This is a genomic window from Algimonas porphyrae, from assembly GCF_041429795.1.
GTDB lineage: Bacteria > Pseudomonadota > Alphaproteobacteria > Caulobacterales > Maricaulaceae > Litorimonas > Litorimonas porphyrae.
The window spans coordinates 1,919,326-1,935,378 of the sequence record NZ_CP163424.1 but is presented as its reverse complement, the minus strand read 5'-3'; the positions used below and the strand labels follow the sequence as shown (position 1 = coordinate 1,935,378).

13 protein-coding genes and 1 tRNA gene are annotated in these 16,053 nt (G+C 58.4%); 9 read left to right on the top strand and 5 right to left on the bottom strand.

The genetic code is table 11. The annotated features are described in order from the left end of the window. The first annotated feature begins 15 nt into the window (after window positions 1–15). The gene (locus AB6B39_RS09335; protein WP_284368862.1) at window positions 16–2,001 is read left to right on the top strand and encodes a M2 family metallopeptidase; all 1,986 of its coding nucleotides are present in this window, start codon (window positions 16–18) and stop codon (window positions 1,999–2,001) included. 57 nt (window positions 2,002–2,058) lie between these two features. Further along, window positions 2,059–3,498 (top strand): diguanylate cyclase domain-containing protein, encoded by a 1,440-nt coding sequence (locus tag AB6B39_RS09330; RefSeq protein WP_371398534.1) that lies wholly within the window; start codon window positions 2,059–2,061, stop codon window positions 3,496–3,498. Here AB6B39_RS09330 and mfd read toward each other — a convergent pair. Next, window positions 3,422–6,931, bottom strand: coding sequence for a transcription-repair coupling factor (gene mfd / locus AB6B39_RS09325; protein ID WP_371398533.1), 3,510 nt, complete (start codon window positions 6,929–6,931; stop codon window positions 3,422–3,424). The genes AB6B39_RS09330 and mfd overlap by 77 nt on opposite strands. Window position 6,932: 1 nt before the next feature. Next, window positions 6,933–7,211, bottom strand: coding sequence for a succinate dehydrogenase assembly factor 2 (locus AB6B39_RS09320; protein ID WP_284368865.1), 279 nt, complete (start codon window positions 7,209–7,211; stop codon window positions 6,933–6,935). Between the two features lie 82 nt (window positions 7,212–7,293). On the opposite strand from AB6B39_RS09320, the gene recG reads away from it, so the two are divergent. Then, the gene (recG, locus tag AB6B39_RS09315; protein ID WP_284368866.1) at window positions 7,294–9,396 is read left to right on the top strand and encodes an ATP-dependent DNA helicase RecG; all 2,103 of its coding nucleotides are present in this window, start codon (window positions 7,294–7,296) and stop codon (window positions 9,394–9,396) included. On the opposite strand, the gene AB6B39_RS09310 is transcribed toward recG, so the two are convergent. Then, window positions 9,393–10,133 (bottom strand): DUF502 domain-containing protein, encoded by a 741-nt coding sequence (locus AB6B39_RS09310; RefSeq protein ID WP_284368867.1) that lies wholly within the window; start codon window positions 10,131–10,133, stop codon window positions 9,393–9,395. The two genes, recG and AB6B39_RS09310, sit on opposite strands and share 4 nt — an antisense overlap. A gap of 91 nt (window positions 10,134–10,224) precedes the next feature. On the opposite strand from AB6B39_RS09310, the gene AB6B39_RS09305 reads away from it, so the two are divergent. The 6 genes from AB6B39_RS09305 to AB6B39_RS09280 are packed head-to-tail and all read left to right on the top strand — an operon-like array spanning window position 10,225 to window position 15,623. Further along, a complete protein-coding gene (locus tag AB6B39_RS09305; protein WP_284368868.1) occupies window positions 10,225–11,481 on the top strand; it encodes a DUF3089 domain-containing protein in 1,257 nt (418 codons plus the stop codon). A gap of 33 nt (window positions 11,482–11,514) precedes the next feature. Further along, window positions 11,515–12,510, top strand: coding sequence for a cysteine synthase A (locus tag AB6B39_RS09300; protein ID WP_284368869.1), 996 nt, complete (start codon window positions 11,515–11,517; stop codon window positions 12,508–12,510). After that, window positions 12,507–13,274 (top strand): sulfurtransferase, encoded by a 768-nt coding sequence (locus tag AB6B39_RS09295; RefSeq protein ID WP_284368870.1) that lies wholly within the window; start codon window positions 12,507–12,509, stop codon window positions 13,272–13,274. Before AB6B39_RS09300 ends, AB6B39_RS09295 begins: the two co-directional genes overlap by 4 nt. After that, window positions 13,271–14,416 carry a cystathionine beta-lyase gene (gene metC, locus AB6B39_RS09290; protein ID WP_284368871.1) on the top strand — a complete coding sequence of 382 codons (1,146 nt, stop codon included), beginning with the start codon at window positions 13,271–13,273 and terminating at the stop codon, window positions 14,414–14,416. The genes AB6B39_RS09295 and metC overlap by 4 nt, the downstream gene beginning before the upstream one ends. Then, complete coding sequence (locus AB6B39_RS09285; protein WP_371398532.1) at window positions 14,400–14,639, top strand: hypothetical protein; 240 nt, start codon at window positions 14,400–14,402, stop codon at window positions 14,637–14,639. The genes metC and AB6B39_RS09285 overlap by 17 nt, the downstream gene beginning before the upstream one ends. A 3-nt stretch (window positions 14,640–14,642) precedes the next feature. Beyond that, complete coding sequence (locus AB6B39_RS09280) at window positions 14,643–15,623, top strand: hypothetical protein (RefSeq protein WP_371398531.1); 981 nt, start codon at window positions 14,643–14,645, stop codon at window positions 15,621–15,623. 18 nt (window positions 15,624–15,641) lie between these two features. Here AB6B39_RS09280 and AB6B39_RS09275 read toward each other — a convergent pair. Together AB6B39_RS09275 and AB6B39_RS09270 are read right to left on the bottom strand one after the other, a co-directional pair. Next, window positions 15,642–15,718: transfer RNA gene (locus AB6B39_RS09275), tRNA-Arg, on the bottom strand. A gap of 18 nt (window positions 15,719–15,736) precedes the next feature. After that, entirely contained in the window at window positions 15,737–16,042 is a 306-nt protein-coding gene (locus AB6B39_RS09270; protein ID WP_284368873.1) for an NADH dehydrogenase ubiquinone Fe-S protein 4, read from the bottom strand. Window positions 16,043–16,053: the final 11 nt, after the last annotated feature.

The window sequence follows — 16,053 nt, the reverse complement described above, 5'->3', positions numbered from 1 at the left end:
AACGGAGCGACCCTGATGAAAAATTTCTTTCTTGCCACGTCCTGCCTTGCCGTCCTCACGCTTGCCGGCTGTCAGCAGTCGCAACCGGCTTTGCCTGATCTGGACGCGGAACCGGCTGTAACGGTCGCGACGCCGGTCGATGCCCGTCCGACGATCCAGGATGCACGCGAGTTTTTGCAACAGGCCGAAGCGGATATTGTCGATCTGAGCCTACGCGCCGCCCGCATCTACTGGGTTCAGGCCAACTTCATTACGCAAGATACGAATGCCATGGTCGCCGAAGTCGGCACAGAAGTGGCCGAGCTGTCGACCCGGCTAGCCAATGCAGCCAAGCGGTTCAATGATGTCACCTTGCCGGATGATATGCGTCGCAAGATCGACATGCTCAAGCGCGGCTCCAACTTCCCGGCCCCGGATCGCCCCGGTGCCGCGCAGGACCTCTCTGAGATTATGTCGCGTATGGACGCCGTTTACGGCACGGCCAAGTTCACATTGCCCGCCGCACAGATGGCAAAAGCCGAAGCGATTATCGGCGAGGATGCAGATGGGGAGCTGGAACAGTTCCAGGCTGTACGCCTCATGGCCGAAGCGCGTGACCCTGACCTTCTGGAAGCCGTCTGGTCCGGTTGGCGAACACTGGCCATGCCTTACAATAGTGGTCACTCGCAGCTGATCGGGTCGGCCTCCGTTCCTGGCAACATGTCCAACAGCTATGCGATGGCCGACGATTATTCCGGTATGGTCAGCCTCATCAATGAAGGCGCGCAGGAACTGGGTTACGCCGATGCCGGTAACCTTTGGCGCGCGGGTTACGATATGGATGCGGATGAATTCGCGACCGAAGTCGACCGACTCTGGGGACAGGTGAGCCCGCTTTACGATCAGCTACACTGCTACGTTCGCACTGGTCTGAACGCCGAATATGGCGATGATGTCGTACCGCTCGATCAGCCGATCCGTGCCGATCTGCTTGGCAATATGTGGGCGCAGAGCTGGGGCAATGTCTATGAGCTGGTCGCACCCGAAGGGGCTGGCGAAGGGGTCGATACGACGGCCCTTCTGGAAGCCCAGGATTATGATGCGCTGAAGATGGTTCAAACTGCGGACGACTTTTTTGTCTCCATGGGGTTTGACCCCATGCCCGAGACGTTCTGGGAACGGTCTCTGATCACCAAGCCCGAAGACCGGGACGTGCAGTGTCACGCTTCGGCCTGGAACCTCGACGACATAGAGGATATCCGTATCAAGATGTGTACCGAAGTCACCGGAGAGGACTTCAATACGGTTCATCACGAACTCGGCCACAACATCTATCAGCGCGCCTACAAGGATCAGCCCGTTTTCTACAAGGACGGCGCCAATGACGGCTTCCACGAAGCTATTGGCGATATGATCGCTCTGTCGATCACGCCGGAATATCTGGTCGAGATCGGGCTGCTGGATCCTGCCGACGTACCCGGCGAGGACGCCGACATTGCGTTGCTGATGCGGTCAGCCATGGACAAGGTCGCCTTCCTGCCCTTCGGCCTTCTGGTCGATAAATGGCGCTGGCAGGTGTTTGACGGAACGCTCAGCCCGTCCGAATATAATGATGGCTGGTGGGCACTCCGGACAGAATATCAGGGTATTCGTCCTCCGAATGACCGTCCTGACGGTGCCTTCGATGCCGGGGCCAAATACCATATTCCCGGCAACACGCCCTATATGCGCTACTTTCTGGCGCACATTCTTCAATACCAATTCCACAAGGCCGCCTGCGACCAAGCCGGTTTTGACGGTCCGCTGCATCGCTGTTCGGTCTACGGCAATGAAGACGTCGGCAAGCGATTCAATGCGATGATGGAGATGGGCTCGTCCAAACCCTGGCCGGATGCGCTCGAGGCCTTCACGGGAACGCGTGATATGGATGGATCGGCCATTCTGGAATATTACGCTCCCCTGATGACCTATCTGGAAGAGCAGAACACCGGTCAGACCTGCGGCTGGAGCACGCCGCAATAGCTTGCGAGCCAATCTAGGTTAACGGATTGGAAGGGAGCGGACCGCTAGGCCCGCTCCATGACGATTTCTTCGCCAGAAACTCGCGATTTTGCATCCTTGCGGATCAATCGTCGCGTTCTCATCGTAACAGATGATGTCGACGGTTCTGTCGGAATGGTCGAGCATCTCAGAGCGCTCATGCTGGGCGTCAAGATCACGACCTATGATGGGGACGCGCTTCAGAACCTGCCGTTCGAGCCGCCTTCGGCCGTCCTTTGCTTTCTGTCCGACTACATTGAAAAAGCACCGGAAATTGTCGCGCAGATACGCGCTCACTACGCCCCCCGCGATTTCCCGATACTGGGACGCTTGATGCGCAAGACTGATGGGGACCACCCGTTCGACAGTGTTCTATACGCCCCTGTCCACCCGGTTCAGGTTGCGCACCGAATGGCGTCGCTGATCCGATTGGGGCAGATGGAAGCCGAGATCATTCGCCGCATGGAGACAATGCGCGATTCGTTTGGCGAATCCGTCACGCTATCGCCTGACATCAATCGCGCTCCTTTTCAGATCCTCTTCATTGGCAAGGCTGACCCAGCCTATATGGCTGTCGTCAATGCCCTTCAGAACAAGAACGCCGAAGTGGTTGCGGCCTTCACTTCCTTTTCAGCTTTCGACTATCTCCATGACCGGCGTTTTGACGCTGTTGTGATGAATGCGCGCGGCGGAAACGAGCCTGCCATGACCATTTCCGACACGATGCGGCGCAATCCGCGCCTGACACATGTGCCGACCCTGCTTCTGATCGACGAAGAGCGCTTTCAGGATGAGGACATGGCCTATCGTCACGGCGTCAATGATCTGATCGATTCGGATGCTTGCGCGTTGGAGATCAGCGGCCGTATTCTGGAACTCGCAAACAGCTATCGCCTGCATGAGAAGCTAAAATCCGATTTCTCGGACTTCGGCACGCCGAGCTGCATGGATCAACAGACGGCAGTCTTCAACAAGGCGTTCTTCACGGCCCATTTGAAGCGTGTCAGCCAGGAATGCCGCGAACAAAGGCTGCCGCTGAGTATTCTGACGATCAAGCTCAAGCCGCAAGCAGCTGGGTCTCTGGCTGCTGATGTGATGGATATAGCTCTGTCCAAGTGCATTCGTCTGGTCGCCGGAATTGTCAGGATGCAGGATATTGTCGCGCGTCTGGACCGTGACATGGTCGCCGTCGCTTTCCCCGAAGAACGGCGCGGCGATGTCGAAATCATCGCCGGTCGCATTCGCGAACTGATCGCCAATGCCGCCTTCGACACGCCGCATGAGGCGTCTGGAGCCCTGACATTGCGTGCAGAAACCGACATTGTCGAACAGGTGTTGCCTCCGCAGCCAACAAGCGTGCTCGCGGATATCGGTTCACCGCGACAACGGAGAAATCAGCGCGCTAGGCCGCGGCCTGTGCCGCACGCGGATCAATCAGGGCTCGCACGGCGCGCTCAGCACCCTGAACCCTCGACTTAGGGGTCTGATAGGACCCTTGAACCAGGATCGTCTGATCAGGACGAAGGCGCCAGCCGCTATTCTGCGTAATCGCATTCATTACGACTGACGGGTCCTTGATGTCCTCATGTCGCATGGACAGGACGACGCCTTTTGGCCCTGCATCGACTTTTGCAACATGCGAAAGGCGGCACAACCGCTTGATCTTCATGACTTTCAGCAATGCGTCTACTTCATCCGGCAAGGGGCCAAAACGGTCGATCAACTCTGCCGCCAGCCCATCGCTCTCCGTATCGTTTTCAAGATCGGAGATCCGGCGGTAGAGCGAGAGGCGAAGATTGAGGTCTTCGACATATTCGTCCGGGATCAGGACCGCGACTCCCAGATTGACCTGCGGCGTCCAGCTTTGATCGGATAGTGTATCGTCGTCCCTGAGTTCCGCAACGGCCTCTTCCAGCATATGCTGATAGAGTTCCACACCCAACTCCTTGATATGTCCGGATTGTTCTTCGCCCAGTGGATTGCCTCCACCGCGCATGTCGAGATCATGGCTGGCGAGGGTAAACCCTGCCCCGAGCGTATCGAGCGACTGCAGGACTTTAAGACGCTGCAGCGCGCCCGGTGTGGCAACATGCTCACCCGGCATGGTGAGATAGGCATAGGCGCGAGTCTTGGAGCGACCGACGCGACCCCGCATCTGATAGAGCTGTGCCAAGCCAAACTTATCCGCCCGGTTGATGATCATCGTATTGGCCGTCGGGATGTCGATCCCGGACTCGATGATCGAGGTCGACAGCAACACATCATACTGACCGTCATAGAAGGCACTCATAATGTCATCGAGTGCGCCTGCGGCCATCTGCCCATGGGCGATGACATATTTCACTTCCGGCACCTGAGTCCGCAAGAATTCCTCCAAGCGCGAAATATCGGCGATGCGCGGCGTCACATAATAGCTCTGCCCGCCGCGATATTTCTCCCGCAGAAGCGCTTTGCGGATCGAGACTTCATCGAAGGGCAGGACATAGGTCCGCACCGCCAGGCGATCGACAGGCGGTGTGGCAATCAGCGACAGATCGCGGATACCCGTCAGCGCCATCTGCAAGGTACGCGGGATCGGCGTTGCCGTCAGTGTCAGCATATGTACATCGGCCCGCAGCGCCTTCAGACGTTCTTTGTGACGGACGCCGAACCGCTGTTCTTCATCGACGACTACCAGGCCGAGATTTTGAAACTGGACCTGTTTCGACAATACGGCATGGGTCCCGACAATGATGTCGATCTCTCCGCGCGCCAGTCGCTCGCGCGTATCCTTGGCCTGTTTGGCCGGAACGAGCCTCGATAACTGCCGCACCTTGATCGGCATGCCGCGGAAGCGTTCGGAAAATGTTTTGAAATGCTGCCGCGACAGGAGCGTGGTCGGCGCAACGACGGCGACCTGACGGCCTGTAATGGCGACAGCGAAGGCCGCGCGTAGGGCGACTTCGGTCTTGCCAAATCCGACATCGCCGCAGATCAGACGGTCCATCGGCTTTCCTGAGGTGAGATCCCCAAAGACGTCCTTGATCGCGTTCAGCTGATCGTCCGTCTCGGCGTAAGGGAAGCGGGCGGCAAACTCATTATAGGCACCGTCGTCAATTTCGATCGGTTCGATCGTCTTCATCGCACGTTTGGCCGCGATCTTGATCAGCTCGGCCGCCATTTCGCGCAGCTTGCCCTTGGCTTTCGCCTTGCGGGATTGCCACGCGACACCGCCAAGTTTATCGAGCATGGCCGTCTCGTTCGCATTGCCGTAGCGCGACAGGAGTTCGATATTCTCGACTGGCAAGTACAACCGGGCTTCGCTGGCATATTCCAGTTCGAGACAATCATGCGGCGCGCCGCCGACATCCAGGGTTCGCAGCCCCAGATAACGCCCGACGCCGTGATCAATATGAACGATCAGATCGTTCGGGTTGAGTGCGCTCGCTTCCGCGATGAAATTCTTGGCACGACGTTTCCGGCCCCGATTGACCAGTCGGTCGCCCAATATGTCCTGCTCCGAAATGACGACCAGATTGGATCCCGGTGTCGGCATCACGAAACCCTGTTCGAGCGGCAGGACAACCGCCCTCACCTCGCCGGGTGCGATATCGAAAGCGGCACGTCCGTCGCGCGCGATGGGGACGATCAGACCCTGATCGTCCAGCACATTGGTCAGACGTTCGCGGGATCCTTCCGACCAAGTCGCTAACCAGACGCGGTGCTTGGTCTCGCGCAGCGCCTGAACATGTCTTGAAACCGCGTCGAACACGTTGACGCCTTCAGTCTGACGCTCGGCCAGAAAACTGCGACCGACACGCGCACCGAAATCAACAGTCTCGCCCTCATCCGGTGAGTTGAAGGCCGTGTGATCACGCACGCGCAAAGGCGCGGTCAGTTCCGCGAGCTCCGACGGCGGGATATAGAGCGCATCGGGCGCAAGCGGGCGATAGAGGCCCGCAGTCTTGGACGGATCACCGGACCCCGTGTCGCGGGCGTCCTGATGTTCCTTCCGCGATGTGTAGAAGTCTTCGATCAGGGCATCACGCTCGGCCATGGCTTCATTGGCCAATCCGTCAAATGCGATAATCGCTTGCGGACCGACATAGTCGAAAACTGTTTCCGTGTGGTCGTAGAATAGGGGCAGATAATGCTCGATCCCCTGCGGACGAATGCCGTCCACGACAGCCGAATAGACCGGGTCACGGCTGACCCCACCACCAAATGCGGCGATATAGGCTTTCCGGAACTGACTGACCGTATCGTCTTCGACAAAGACTTCACTGACAGGCGCGAGGGTCAGACTTTTCAGCGCATGGGTCGTGCGCTGCGTTTCAATGTCGAACTCCCGGATGCTTTCCAGCTCATCGCCGAAGAAATCCAGACGCAACGGCGCTTTTCGCGTCGGCGGGAAAATGTCGATCAGGCCGCCCCGAACCGCATAATCGCCCGGCTCGACCACTGTCGAGGCGCGGATGTAGCCATTGCGGGACAGGTAGGCTTCCAGATCCTCGCGTCTGACATCATCGCCCGCCTTGGCCCGGAACCCAGCCGCCTTGATGACCTTGCGCGGCGGAACACGCTGCAGAATGGCCGATACGGTCGTAACGATGATCAGCGGGCGATCCGCTTTGACGGCCAGAAGACTGTAAAGTGCACCTGCCCGTTTCGATGCCAAGGCGCGGCTCGGCGAGACGCGGTCATAAGGCAAAGCGTCCCATGCGGGCAGATTCAGGACGGGAATGTCGGATTGAAAGAACCGACAGGCCGCGGTGAACGAAGCCGCACGGGCATCATCGCGCGCAATGAACAGCACTCGGCCCGATATCTGGGCAGCCGCGCGGGTGACAACCAGCGCGTCGGCGCCCTCCGGTAAACCTGCAGCCGTTAGCCGGTGATCAGGTCCGATATAGCGTGACAGTTGGATGTGCATATCAAACAGAAGGTCTGAACGCGCGCAAACGTTCCAGCAAGGGCGGGTCGTAATTCGCCGGAACGGGCAAAGTACGGGTTATCCAAGCATAGATGTCATGATCCTTGGCCCCCAGAAGATCTTCGAACATCAGAATTTCGTCTGGAGTCAGATCAGGCCCGTGCTGCCGTGCGAAGCCGCCCAGAATCAGGTCCGCTTCCTTGAAACCGCGATAGTGAGCGCGGTGCATCAGACGCTTTCGTCGCGTCTCCCAATCGATTGTCGGCACGGAATCTGGCATGGGCGGGCCCTACTGAAACTGGCCGCGCCTGTCACGGGTTGATCCCTTGCATGGACGGGGATGCCGCGTCACATCATACGGAATGAGACCGCCAATTCTCAACAGCTGGTTTTCGGACATCCGGACGCTTAATGGCGTCGGCGACAAGGTCGGCGAGGCGCTAGAGCGCGCATTCGGCGTGCGCGGAACCGGACGGCTGCGCGATCTCCTGCTGACACCGCCCGCCAGTCTGATTGACCGGTCCAACCGTCCGGGCATTGCCGGGGCGATGCAGGGCGATATTGCCACATTTCTTGTAACTATCGGACGTCACCGTCCCGGGAAAAGCCGGACGCAGCCCTACAAGATCCGCGTATTCGACGAGACGGGCGACATGACCCTCGTTTTCTTCAAGGCTTACGGATCGACCCTGGAGCGACAATTGCCTGAAGGCTCGCAAAGGCTGATTTCAGGCAAGGTCGATGTCTACCATGCCGAAGCGCAAATGACGCATCCGGATTATGTCCTGCTGCCTGAGCAATCGGAAGATTTACCGACCTTCGAGCCTGTCTATCCCCTGACGGCGGGGTTGTCGCCCAAAGTCGCACGCAAGTCGGTCTGGTCGGCGCTGCAAACTGTCAGCCTGGGCGAGGCCCTGCCTGAATGGATCGACCCGGCTTTTCTGACGCGTCAGGCATGGCCATCCTTCAATGAAGCCGTTCTACGCCTGCATCAGCCCGTCCACATTGTTGATGCTTCTCCCGATGCGCCGCTTCGTCGACGGCTAGCCTATGATGAATTGCTGGCCAAACAACTCGCCATGGCGCTCGTGCGGGAACGCAATCGTGGTCTCAAAGGGCGCGCACTGGTCGCACCCGGCGAATATGTCAGCGATGTACTGCGCGGCGCGCCGTTCCCTCCGACAGGCGCGCAGTCCCGTGCATTCGAGGAAATCAAGGCCGATATGGCGTCAGATGCTCGCATGGCCCGTCTGCTGCAGGGCGATGTCGGTGCGGGTAAGACTTTTGTGGCCGCTCTGGCCGCCGCACAGGCGTGCGAAGCCGGGGCACAGGTCGCCATCATGGCCCCAACGGAAATCCTGGCACGGCAGCATGCGGAGACTCTCACGACGCTGCTGGATCCGGCTGGATTGACAGTGGCAGCCCTGACCGGGCGAGACAAGGGACCAGCGCGCAAGGCGATCAATACAGGTCTGATCGACGGTCATATCGATGTCGTCGTTGGGACCCATGCATTATTCCAAGACGGGGTCACGTTTGAACGCCTCGGACTTGTCATCATCGATGAACAACACCGCTTCGGCGTGCGGGACCGGTTAAAGCTGACGGAAAAGGGCGACGCACCGGACCTGCTGGTCATGACGGCGACGCCGATCCCGAGGACGCTGGCGCTGACGAGCTATGGCGACCTCGATATTTCGATTCTCGACGAGAAACCGGCAGGGCGTCAGCCGATCGAAACCGTTGCCCTGCCCCTGCAAAGGCTGGATGATATCATTGATGCGGTCGGCCGTGCCGTCGGTTCGGGCGATCAGGTCTACTGGGTTTGCCCGCTCGTCGAAGACAGCGAGCTCAGCGACCTGTCATCCGTCGAGGATCGCCACCGTCAGCTGACGGCCATTTTCGGCGGCCGTGTGGGCCTGCTGCATGGCCGGATGAGCGGCATGGAGAAAGATCGTGTCAATGGCAGTTTCAAGTCGGGCGGCTACGACATTCTTGTCGCGACCACAGTCATCGAAGTCGGCGTGGATGCGCCTAATGCGACGGTCATGGTGATTGAGCATGCCGAACGGTTCGGCCTCGCCCAATTGCATCAGTTGCGCGGGCGTGTCGGGCGCGGCAACAAGAAATCTTCCTGCATTCTGCTCTACAAATCGCCGCTGAGCCAGAACGGCAAAGAACGACTGAGTGTGCTGCGGGACAGTGAGGACGGCTTTCTAATTGCCGAAAAAGATTGGGAGTTGCGTGGTTCCGGTGATCTTCTTGGGGCCGCACAGTCAGGTTTACCGCGTTACAGTCTCGCCAATCTCGATAAGCATCGGGACTTGCTGGAAACCGCCATGCAGGATGCCCGACTTCTGGTCGCTCAGGATCCAGCTCTGACGAGTGAGCGCGGCAAAGCGGCACGGGTCCTGCTCTATCTGTTCGAACAGGATTACGGCATCGCGATGATGCGTGCGGGTTAGGGCTTGGGCTCGCTCAGTGTTTCGTCACTGAGCGGGACAGTCGGCTTCTTGGCGACATATTGCTCAAGCGCTTCATTGGATGATACCATGCCGCCTGAAATGATCATCTTGGCGCCCTCTTCCGGCGTCATATCCAGCAGTTTGATCTCATCAGTTGGGACAAACAGCAGGAAGCCCGATGTCGGGTTAGGCGTCGTCGGAACAAAGACACAGACGTAATCCTTCCCGTTCGGACTGAGCTCCTTTTCAGGCGCGCCGGATAGATCAGCTGTGACGAAGCCGATCGCCCAAATGCCTTTACGAGGATATTCGATCAGACACACATCGCGGAAGGCCCGGTCTTTCTGTTGCGCGATCGTGTTCAGGATTTGCTTGATGCCATTATAGATCGGCGAAATCACGGGAACACGCGCCAGGATCGACTCCCCTGTCCGCAACACGCTTGTCCCAACCTGATTCGACGCGAAAATTCCCAAAAGTGTCAGGCCAAAAACCGCGATAACTAGCGACAGGCCCCAGAAGGGAAAGTCCCAGTAGTTGGAGGGGTCGAGTTGCGGCGGAACGATGCTCCAGACCGCATTATCGATCGTGCCGATCAGTTTGCTGAGGAGCCAGATAACCGCCACGATAGGTAAGGCGACCAGAACGCCTGCGATAAAGCGATTGCGCAACCAGCGAAACAGACGGAAACGTCCGGCCTTCGGAACGACCTTGATCTCAGGATGCGCGCTGCTCATCGCTCTTGCCTTGCCTCTCACTCGCCCAACCGTGCGTCGCTTATGACCGATGGGACTTCCCTTGCAAAGCTGGAAGCGCAATAGATGACGGATGAGCGCAGCTTCCCAATCGACGAGTCGATTTGCTTTCTGGCAGATCATACTGGGCGGTGTGGTCGCGACATTGATCATCGCAGGCACGCTCGCCTGGATTTATCGCGACGATATTTTTCAGACGATTCAAGACCCACGCCAGCCTTTCCAGACCTATGATCCACCGGACGCACCGAACTATGCTTTGGCGGACAGCTGGTTGAGCCAGCCGGACCTTTCGGTCGATCCCTATACGCTCGACGTTCCAGGTGACGTCTTCGTTGTTGTGCCCAGCGTTTACCGGGGCGGCGAACATTATGTTCTCCCGAGCGACGATTTGCGTCGGAAGAACAAGCTCGAACGGATCGTCCGGCCCAATTATGTGGTGCCATATGGTGATGCGGGCCGCCTGTTTGCGCCCTTCTATCGTCAGGCCTCGCTCTATAGCTACATGACTACGCGCGAGGATGCCCGCCTCGCTCAGGATTTCGCCTACCAGGACGTCAAGCGGGCCTTTCGTGTCTTTCTGACGCAAAGCCCGCCGGAGCGCCCCATTGTGCTGGCCGGACATAATCAGGGGGCGTCGCATCTGATCCGCCTTCTGCACGACTTTTTCGCGCAAGATGAGGCGTTGCGTGCGCGACTGGCTGTCGCTTATGTGATCGATTATCCCCTGCCCGAGGACCTGTTCGACCAATCGCTGGCACCGTTGACGCCCTGCGAAACCGCGTCCGATACGAATTGCGTCGCGGCCTTCGGTATGGTCATGCCCGGCGAAGACGGGATCGCTGACCGGTTCACGGAGCGTCTATTGGTCCATGATGGCGATGGTTTTCAAAGCGTAAGCGGACGGTCCCTCGTCTGTATCAATCCGCTAACCTGGACGCGAAGCGAGGATTACGCCCCGGAACGTCTGCATCTGGGCGGTGTCGCCGCGGAAGGCCTTGAGCCCGATATACGCCCGGCAGCTCGGCCCAATCAGGTTGGTGCGCAATGCCAGGACGGCGTCCTGCTGGTCGACAAACCGCGCTCTCGCTCACTACGGCGACCCATTCAAATCGGGGCCAAATTCCGGACCTTGCCCTCCAACCTGTTCTACGAAGATTTACGTCAGAATGCTCTGCAACGGGTGACGGCGCTGGTCGAGACGGGATCACTGCCCAAACGTGTCCAGCGGCTCGATGAACTGTCAGTGATCGATGTCGATGACAGTCCGGTCGTGCCTGCCCAGGACCGCCCGCCGACATCACAATTTCCTGATGCGGATAAACGGTAGAAATAGCGCGGGCGTACTGGCAAGACGCTCTGCATGAAAGCCTCGTCCGTCATCGATCTGATTGGCAATACGCCGCTGCTGAAATTGCAGGATGCCTCCAAGATGACGGGGTGTGAGATCTACGGCAAAGCCGAGTTTTTGAACCCTGGCCAGTCGGTCAAGGACAGGGCAGCCCTGTGGATCGTCAAAGATGCCGAAGCGCGTGGGGTATTGCGACCTGGCGGCGTCGTGGTCGAAGGAACAGCCGGCAATACAGGCATCGGCCTAGCGATGGTCTGCTCGGCGCTGGGTTATCGCTGCAAGATCGTGATGCCACGCACGCAGAGCCAGGAAAAGAAGGATGCCGTCAAGCTCCTCGGCGCAGAACTTATCGAAGTCGATGCTGTTCCCTACGCCAATCCCGGCAACTATGTGCATGTTTCCGAACGTCTGGCCTCGGAGCTGAACGAGACGGAGCCCAACGGTGCGGTCTGGGCCAACCAGTTCGACAATACTGCCAATCGTCAGGCGCATATCGACAGCACGTCTAAAGAAATCTGGGCTCAGACAGAAGGGGCAGTCGACGGCTTTGTCTGCTCTGTCGGATCTGGCGGCACATTGGGGGGTATGTCGATCGGGCTGAAAGCAAAGAACCCAGACATCCAGATCGGCGTGGCCGATCCGCATGGGTCAAAGATGTTTGCCTATTTCGACCATGGTGAGCTGGAATCGGACGGCAATTCGATCACGGAAGGGATCGGTCAGGGGCGGATCACGGCGAATCTACAGGATATTATCGTCGATCGCGCCTACCGTATCAGCGACACGGAAGCACTGCAGATCATTTTCGAGTTGAACCAGCTGGAAGGGATCTGTCTCGGCGGATCATCGGGGATCAACATTGCCGGAGCGATCCATATGGCTCGTGAGATGGGTCCAGGGCACACGATTGTCACGATTCTCTGCGATTACGGGCAACGTTATCAGTCCAAAGTCTACAATCCTGAATTTCTGAGAGAACGCGGTCTTCCCGTGCCGAGCTGGCTATGACCTTATCTGTCCAACCATCTGATATTGATGATAACTACACATTGATTGACGCCACATGGGTCATGCCCGGACGAACCGACCCACTAGACAACTATCTCACCGCGACGGCGACGTCGATTGACACAAACTCCATCAAGGCGGCCCCTATTGCTCAGCGTCTAACCGCCAGCGCCGACGCCTTTGGTCAGGCCGGACTGACCGGTGAGGCGCGGATGGCTGTGTATGACCGCGCAGGATTGTTTTCGGCGCCGTGGATCTGGTGGTTGCTTCGTTCGCATGGATCCGACGTAACGCTTGTCGAAGGCTGGGGTGCGACGCAGGCTGACGTCCCTACCCGTGATCCGGTCACGTTCAAGCCGTCCGCTAATCCGTCTGACATGAACGCGACGCGGGATGATGTATTGGCTGCGCTGGGCACCACGGTGCAGATACTGGACGCGCGCCCTCCGGGACGATTTGCGGGTACGGCAGCTGAGCCTCGCCCCGAATGCCGCGCCGGACATATTCCTGGGAGCGTGAACGTACCGTTCGGCTCTTTGAAATCCGGTCGTACCTTTCACGCTGCCGATGATTTGCGAGCCCTCTTCCAGCAATCTGGCGTCGATCTGTCACGACCAGTCATCACAAGTTGCGGGTCCGGTGTCACCGCCTCGGGTCTCGCCTTCGCCTTGACCCGATGCGGCGCGGAGAACGTTCAAGTCTATCAAGGGTCTTGGGCCGAATGGGGAACTGACCCGACCTGCCCGATCGAAACCGGGTCATGACAGACAAGTCCACACGTTTCGTGCATCTGGGCCGGCCCAAGCCCGGCCTTGGAACGCCCGTCAATCCGCCAGTGCAGCGCGCTTCAACCCTTCTTTTCAATCGGGCCGAAGATCTCTATCGCACAGATATTCGCGGCTATGGCCGGCACGGTTCGGGGGTGCATGACGCGCTGTGCGAACTCTTTCTGGAGCTGGAAGGCGGCAAGAGCTGCCAGCTTTACCCGTCCGGTGTCATGGCCTGCACGCAACCAATTCTGGCCTTCGTAAAGCCCGGTGATCACCTGCTACTGACCGACAGCGTCTATGGTCCGACCCGCTATTTCTGCCAGACCTATCTGAAACGGATGGGTGTCGAGACGGAGCTGTACGACCCGCGCATCGGGGCCGGGATCGCTGATCTGATCCGTGACAATACATCTATTGTTTTACTGGAAAGCCCGGGGTCGTTGACGTTTGAAATTCAGGATGTTCCAGCCATCTGCTCATCTGCACGGGACCGGGGTGTTATCTCCATTATCGACAATACATGGTCAGCAGGCCTGTCTCTGAATCCGCTTATACTCGGCGCCGACATATCGACCCATTCCGCTACTAAATATTTCGGTGGCCATGGCGATCTTCTTTACGGGGCCGCGATCTGCGCTGATCCAAGACATGGCGAACAGATTGCTGCAACGGCCAAACAAATGGGCGTGGCAAGCGCGTCCGATGATGCCTATCAGGTCCTGCGCGGTTTCCGGTCCGTCGTGACACGGTTCGAACAGCAGGCGCGAACGAGCGAAGTTTTGGCCCGGTGGCTGACAGAGAAAGGCCAGATCCGGCGCGTACTCCATCCTGTGCTGGAATCCCATCCGGATCATGCCCTCTGGCAGCGTGATTTCAGTGGCGGCGGTTGCCTGTTCAGTGTCGAGCTCGCGCCCTGCTCGACGGCCCAAGTGAACCAATTCATCAATGCGCTCGAACTATTCGGGATCGGTTATTCCTATGGCGGCTTTGAAAGCCTGGCCATTCATTGCGATCCGCAGCTGAAACGGAAATTCGGTGAAGCGCTGGATGGTCCGATCGTCCGCTTCGCCTGCGGGCTGGAAGCCGTCGAAGACCTTATCTCTGACGTGGAACAGGCGCTTGCGACGCTGGATTGATTATCTGCGCGCGACTTTGATGTTGTGCATCATTGGGGCTGTGTTGATGCTCGGCTCCTGTACGGCGGCGAGAACCCTGCTCAAGCAGGCACCCACGGATCTGCCGCGCGGGTGGACGCAACCCACCTACACATTGCTACCCGAACCCCTCGCCTGGCAGCGACTGGAAGAGCGTTTATACGGCCCGCTCGCCCTTCAGCCGGCGGTCGAGGTGTTGAGTTGATCCGTGATTGACGATGCAGCCTTGTCTGGCACGGCCCATCTGATCCAGTGGCGCTTGCGGATCGGTTATGGTGCCGTTCAGCGCGATATCGATCTGGTCGCGCTGCTGCCTCTCAACCGTGCTGACGCGCCTGTTATTATCAGTCAGAATTTCTGCCCCAATAACAACGTTGTCCCGCTGGAAGGCGTGTCCGCCCCGTCAGCGACAGGCTTCGACTGTTCTGGAGGCGGTTTTATGGGCGGGGTGATGACGCAGATATTCGGCCGCTACATCGTCAAGCCGCCGCTCGAACTTATCATAGAACGCGGTTACGGTTTTGCCGCACTCTATCCGAGCCAGTTCGTTCCCGATAACGCTCAGGCGGGCCTGAGAACGCTGAGTGATCTGTTTCCCGATGACGCTGAACGCCCCGGTGCATTGTCAGTATGGGCGAGCCTCTTCGACGTCGCTGCCGAGACGATCGAGGCCGATGGTCCGGATCGCACTATGATCGCCTATGGCCATTCCCGATTCGGCAAGACGGCCCTTCTTGCCGGAGCCGTCTCTGATCGTATCGACATGGTCATTGCGCATCAAAGCGGCACACTCGGTGCATCGACATTGAATGATGGCACTGGCGAGTCCCTGAAAGCCATGGTCGATGCCTATCCGCACTGGGCCGGACCTGGCGCGTCTCACTATGTCGAAGATCTCACTAGTCTCGGTGTCACACCCGCTGACCTTCTCGCCCGTCTGTTTGATAAACCCGTCCTGCTCGGTAATGCGCGTCGCGACGTCTGGTCCGACCCATGGGGTGCGTTCAAGGAAGCCAAAGTCGCTTGGGGAGCACACTTTCCAGCCGCGTCGCCATCAGACTTCCGCCCAAAGGATGGTAAAGCCTACTGGTTGAGACCCGGCACACATGGGGTCGTCAAGGAAGACTGGCCCGCCTTCCTCGACTTCATCGATGCCCAGCTTTCAGACCCTGGCCAAAGACCCGGCTGATCTTGCATAAGAAAAAATTGGCGACCCCGGGAGGACTTGAACCCCCAACCTGCAGATTAGAAGTCAGCTGCTCTATCCAGTTGAGCTACGGGGCCGACTGGCAAGCTCGTGACCTAGTGAGTCCAGGGAAGCTTGCGATTGAAATCGAAATTCTCGGAATAGGACCGCGGAATGCGTTTCGTATCGGTCGATCCGTGAACGCGGTGCGGCATATCATTCGCTTTCGCAAAGGCAACGGCTTCTTCCAGCGTTTCGAACGTCATGCGGATCTGTTCACGCGTATCGGTAGAAATGGCATTGCCTGTGAGCGGATCGATCGCATGTGGTTCATCACTGTCGAACTCGAGCACCCAATGCTGAGCGTTTGCACGGCCCGAACTCATCGCCGATGGGCGCGGTCTGTAGATCTTAGCATACATAGAGGCGCGTT